The following is a 5172-nucleotide window of genomic DNA, read 5'->3' as shown; positions in this document are numbered from 1 at the left end:
CCTTTTGCAGTCTTGGGTATCTAAACTATCAAAAATTGCTTTTTTGTGAAATTAAAATAAATTATGAAAATACAAACTACTCTCTTTCTATTGCTTATATCTTTTATTGCCTTTTCTTGTTCTAGTAAAGATACAGAAACTCCCACTCCCACAGATGTAATAGATATCGAAAATCCTATTGATACAACAGAAATACCCATCGAAGCTATTTTTAAGCCAAAAGGTGTTTTTTCAAGTTCGGGAAGTCACTCTAGCCATGTTTTGAATCACGATGAAGTAAGAGGTGTCTTAGTCAGAGCTTTATGGAAAGATATTGAACCAACAGAGGGTAATTTTGATTTTTCAAGTCTTGACCAGCAAATAAATGCTATAAAAGCACAAGGAAAACAATATTCATTAGCATTGATAGCAGGAGGAATCGGAACTCCTGATTGGTTGATTACTGAAAAAAATGTACCTTATTTCAATTACATGTTTAGAGGAACAACTCCTTATAAATTACCTCTCATTTGGGATAGTATCGTCTTAGAATATTTAGGCAAACTAGCTGATAGATTAGCTGATAAATATGATTCAGATAGTTCTTTAGTGTTGGTATATATTCCTCAAATGACTGCCAATGGAATTGAAGGGCATCTAAATGGCTTTGATAAGGAAGATTTTGAGAATGCAGGTTATACAGAAACAAAATGGATAAATGCTTCTTTACAAAATGCTAAAAAATTTGCTAGTGTTTTTCCTCAAAAAGCACTAGCCTTTGAAGTACATGAATTATTTTCATCTACTAACCCAGCTTCTACTATTATTCATGAATTATGGAACGATACTAGTCTAAATCAAAGAGTTGGAGCTGCCATGTGGTGGATTTCTGGAAAGACAACTTATCAATCAGAACTAATACAAGTATTAGAAAATTTTGAAGGTGATATATATTGTCAAGTGATACAACGTTCAGATAAAACAAGCAGTTTTCCAAATGGCGATTATTCAAAAGTATTCGAACAAGCAAAACAGATAAAAGCTCGTTATATCGAACCGTGGGAATATGAATTTACTATAAATGATTGGAATACTACATTTCAACAGTTCAACTTATATGCAGATACTTTACAATAATTGTCTTCTACATCTCTGTGTTAAGTTATTGCTTATGCCAAAATAAAAACAAAAACTAAACTACATCTAAAAATAGCATCGGTACTCTGGGCTGACTTTATTAAGTCAGCCTCGTAGAGCAGACCAACAAAAATAAATATCAAAGCTAAGATTACTCGTCGTTTAAGTTTTGCATTTGCTTTTTTGCACAATAAGATGATATTTCTTTAACCTTCTTTCCTACTTGAACTAACGATTTGATATTGAAAAATAGGGTTGTTTTCATTGGATTGAATAGGGGTTTTTGTGTGTTTTGCTTATTGATTATTACAAAAGTATAAAATTGAATCTGAAAAAATCAATCAGTATATTTTTTATTTAAAAATGTATTCATTCTCAAAATAAAAACTATCTTTAACAGGCTAATAAAATAAAACCACTTAAAGCATTATGAGTAACTATTTTTCGATAGAAGAGTCCATTATGAAAATTTACAATCATAAAACCAAATCTTATTTTAATGAAGTATATGAAACTTTTGTAAATGAGAATTATCGTTCTTCTATAGTAATGCTTTATTCAGTATTAATTTGTGATTTGATTTTTAAATTAAGAGACCTTAGAGATATTTACAGAGATGAAAGGGCTAAACAAATTCTTGAAGATATTGAGAAGCTCCAAAAAAGTAATCCTACTTCTCCAGACTGGGAGTCAAAATTAATTGATTCTATCTTTAAAAAACTAGATATTCTTGAAAAGTCAGATGAAGAAACTATTAGATATTTACAGAAACAAAGACATATATCAGCTCATCCTGTACTAACACAAGTTGATATGCTTTATGCTCCAGATAAATATACTACTCTTCATTTGATAAAAATCATGTTAGATAGAGTATTTACTCAACCACCTTATTTTTCTAATAGAATATTTGAAACATTTATTACTGACCTAGCTGAAGTCAAAGATACATTGGGAAATGACTTAAGTCTTATTACTTCATACATTCACTCAAGATATATCAGTAAAATGAAAGATGAGAGTTTGACTAAACTTTTTCGAAGTTTGTGGAAAGTAACTTTTACTCTTGACAATGAACCATCCAATGAAAATAGAAACATAAATTTTTTAGCATTAAGAGCAATACTATCCTTAAAGCCTAATTTATTTATTGTGCAAATTGAGAAGGAAAAGGAATATTATAGTAATATTAAAAAAAAGAATTTTCTACGATTAGCTATACTACTTTTTAAACATCATAAAATATTTGACAAATTAGATAGTGCATTTCAAGAGTTATACACAAAATACGTTAAAAACAATAAAGAGAAAAGTATCTGTTGGTTTCTTTATCCTTCATTATTAGATTATGTAAATGATTTGAATAACGAAGATTTAGACTTTTTGCTAAGAAAGAATGTTATAAGTGCAATAAAAAAACTATTTTATGATAATGGTTTTGATAATGAGTTCAAACAAAAAATAATATCTCATTTCTTATCTAGTAATACTTTTGATAAAGCTATCAAGCGAAGTGTAGCATTAGATTTGATAATGACAGACTTTAGTAAAGAACAATGCGTTGAATTACTTAAAAACTCTAATGATAATAGTCAAATTTATGGTGCGTATCTTTTGCCTGATATGTTTGACAAAAAATTTATTAGTAAGTTTCAAGGAATTGATATAAATAACTACCCTAACTTGGTAAAGGAAGGTTGGTTCTTATAAGTTCATTCTAAAACTCATAATTCAAAAATTCTCTATCTTCTTGCTTGGCTGTGTAGGTACTGGTCATAGATTCGGATTTGTGGCGCAGAAAACGCTGAACCATTGGTTTTGGAATGCCTTTGTCTAACATAAGCTGGGCTACTGTGTGGCGCAAACTGTGTGCAGAAACATTATCACGTTTTAGTCCTGCTGCTTTGAGCCATTTGTTCGTAATTTTTCGTATGCTACTGGTTTCTTTGTAGGCAAACATACTTCCTTCTGGACGAGTAATCGAAATTTGATAGTCTATCAAAATTTTGTGGCATTCTGGCAAAAGTGGAATCAGTTCTTTTTCTTCTCGTCCTTTCCCCCAAACAGCTAAATAATTTTTACCTTGCTCTACTTTTATATCTTTCCAAGAAAGACGAACTACCTCTATGGTTCGCAAGCCTTGATATGCCATAAGTGCAATAATGACTTTGTCTTTTGGGTTGGTGATGCTATTTAATAAATGATTTCTTTCCTCTTCTGTGAGCGAATCTTTAGCGTATTTTTTTGTTGTACCACCCGTTTTCAAGATTTTTATGTATGCCACATCACGCATTTGTTCTACCATTCTACTATCAATTTTCAAATCTTCTCGCTTAAGAATACAGTATTTTACAAACTGCTTGATAGCTGAAATATAAGTATTGGTAGTGTGTGGACTCAGTCCGTTGTTTCTACATTGTTGGATAAAAGCTAAAACAGCTTCTTTGTTAGGAGGAAGAGCTTTTTCATTCAGAAAAGAATAAAATTCGTGCAATGCTCTAGCATAGGTTTCTTTGCTATTTTCGCTCAGTTGTGCATTAGCAAGAAATGCCAAAACCAGTTTGTTGCCTTTATAATTTGGTGTAGAATCATCAAAAACTCTATGAATTTCATTCTTTTCAGCAAATTTCAAGAATTTTCGACAAGCCGTTTTATAAACAGGAGCTTTTTTTTCTATAAACATCTCTACACTCATTTTATCAATAGCAAAATTAAACTCCATTGTAAAGAGCAAATACTGTTTGGCTATTCGGACATAATTATGAGGCTTTTCAAGCGACTGCTCAAAATATTTTACGGTTTGATTAATACCAAATGTATTCCTTGAAACTCTGCTTAAAGATTGATTCGTGTTTGTATTTTCCACCTGTTTTGTGTTGTATAATTGAACGAGAACGTGTTTACACAAAAATACATTTTTGGGAAATGTTATACAAATGTTTTTATAATAAAAATACGCTAATTTTTATTCAATACTACTCGGTTCTTCATAGATAACTTTACTCTCATTCGGATTAAGCTCTGTAGGAGTTGGAGAATCTAAGATTCCATTTCTACTTTTTCTGACAATATAATTTTCTTGTATAGTAAAAGTAGAATCTTTTCCATTGGGAAGTTGGATAGTAACATTGCCTTTCCACGTCTTGTAGGCAAGACCACGCTCGTTGTAATCGTCAGCTTTAGCTACAAAGGATAGGCTTACAATACCATTTTTTTCTACCGTTTTGAGTTCTTCATATCCTTCTGCTTGATCTATTTCAAGTTGTGGTTTTGTAAATGAAGATACTCCCACCACTTTCATTGTGGCTTCATACATATTACCTTCCAAAAGAATAATTTCGCTAGGCGCAACAATACCTACTAAATCGTTGATTTCAAAAATAGGATATTCTATCTGTTGACTAATGTAATAAATGGTTTTAGTTTCACTATTGGCAATGGCTGCATTGATAGAGGTAAGTGTGTACAGACGCACAGACATAGGAAGTTTTTCGAAATATGCTGCAAAATCAGCCTCACTAATTTCTTGTCCAACATCATTTGAGTTTTCTAAGGGTAGTGAAAAGAGAGGTTGTATTACTTCAGAGGTAGTTTCTGTAAATCGTTGGAGTTTAGAAATGTATTCTTTTTGAGCTTTGGCAAATTCAATTAATAAATCTGTGGGTTGCTCATTTGGATTTTGCAGCCATTGCGCTCGTATGTCGTTACTCTTTTGTAATAAATCGGAAGAAAGCGTTTGTATTTGACGAACTCGTTGTAGCAAGTTAATAGAGACTTGGTCTTTCCCGTTTTTGTCTAAATAATTTTTAACTTTTTCAATGAATACGTTGTTCTGTACTCTTTTTTCAGCGACCATCTGTAAAGCTATTCGGTCTGCGTCGTGAATAACTCTTAAATCTTTCTCTGAAAAATTATATGTTTCAGTTCGCATATAGGCATAAGTAGCTGCCACAACTAATAAAGCAAGAAGAGGAAATAATATTCTTTTCAAAATTAATTATTTAAGAATTACGAATTACGAATTACGAATTACGAATTACGAATTACGAATTACGA

4 protein-coding genes are annotated in these 5172 nt (G+C 31.3%); 2 read left to right on the top strand and 2 right to left on the bottom strand.

The genetic code is table 11. The annotated features are described in order from the left end of the window. Positions 1-63 precede the first annotated feature (63 nt). Together QZ659_RS20005 and QZ659_RS20000 are read left to right on the top strand one after the other, a co-directional pair. Positions 64-1116, top strand: a complete 1053-nt coding sequence (locus tag QZ659_RS20005) for a beta-galactosidase (protein ID WP_291728789.1) — start codon at positions 64-66, stop codon at positions 1114-1116. 462 nt (positions 1117-1578) lie between these two features. Continuing rightward, positions 1579-2826, top strand: coding sequence for a hypothetical protein (locus QZ659_RS20000; RefSeq protein WP_291728787.1), 1248 nt, complete (start codon positions 1579-1581; stop codon positions 2824-2826). Positions 2827-2833: 7 nt separating this feature from the next. Here QZ659_RS20000 and QZ659_RS19995 read toward each other — a convergent pair whose 3' ends face one another. Together QZ659_RS19995 and QZ659_RS19990 are read right to left on the bottom strand one after the other, a co-directional pair. Further along, the gene (locus QZ659_RS19995; protein ID WP_291728785.1) at positions 2834-3982 is read right to left on the bottom strand and encodes a tyrosine-type recombinase/integrase; all 1149 of its coding nucleotides are present in this window, start codon (positions 3980-3982) and stop codon (positions 2834-2836) included. A gap of 99 nt (positions 3983-4081) precedes the next feature. Continuing rightward, positions 4082-5107, bottom strand: coding sequence for a hypothetical protein (locus QZ659_RS19990; RefSeq protein WP_291728783.1), 1026 nt, complete (start codon positions 5105-5107; stop codon positions 4082-4084). Positions 5108-5172 lie beyond the last annotated feature (65 nt).

The organism is Bernardetia sp., assembly GCF_020630935.1.
GTDB lineage: Bacteria > Bacteroidota > Bacteroidia > Cytophagales > Bernardetiaceae > Bernardetia.
The sequence above is the reverse complement of the archived record's forward strand: the minus strand, read 5'-3'. Positions and strand labels throughout refer to the sequence as shown.

What these genes read in the sequence shown, in the direction of transcription:
- QZ659_RS20005 (WP_291728789.1), top strand. Translation starts at nt 64, where the DNA reads ATGAAAATACAAACTACTCTCTTTCTATTGCTTATATCTTTTATTGCC.
- QZ659_RS20000 (WP_291728787.1), top strand. Translation starts at nt 1,579, where the DNA reads ATGAAAATTTACAATCATAAAACCAAATCTTATTTTAATGAAGTATAT.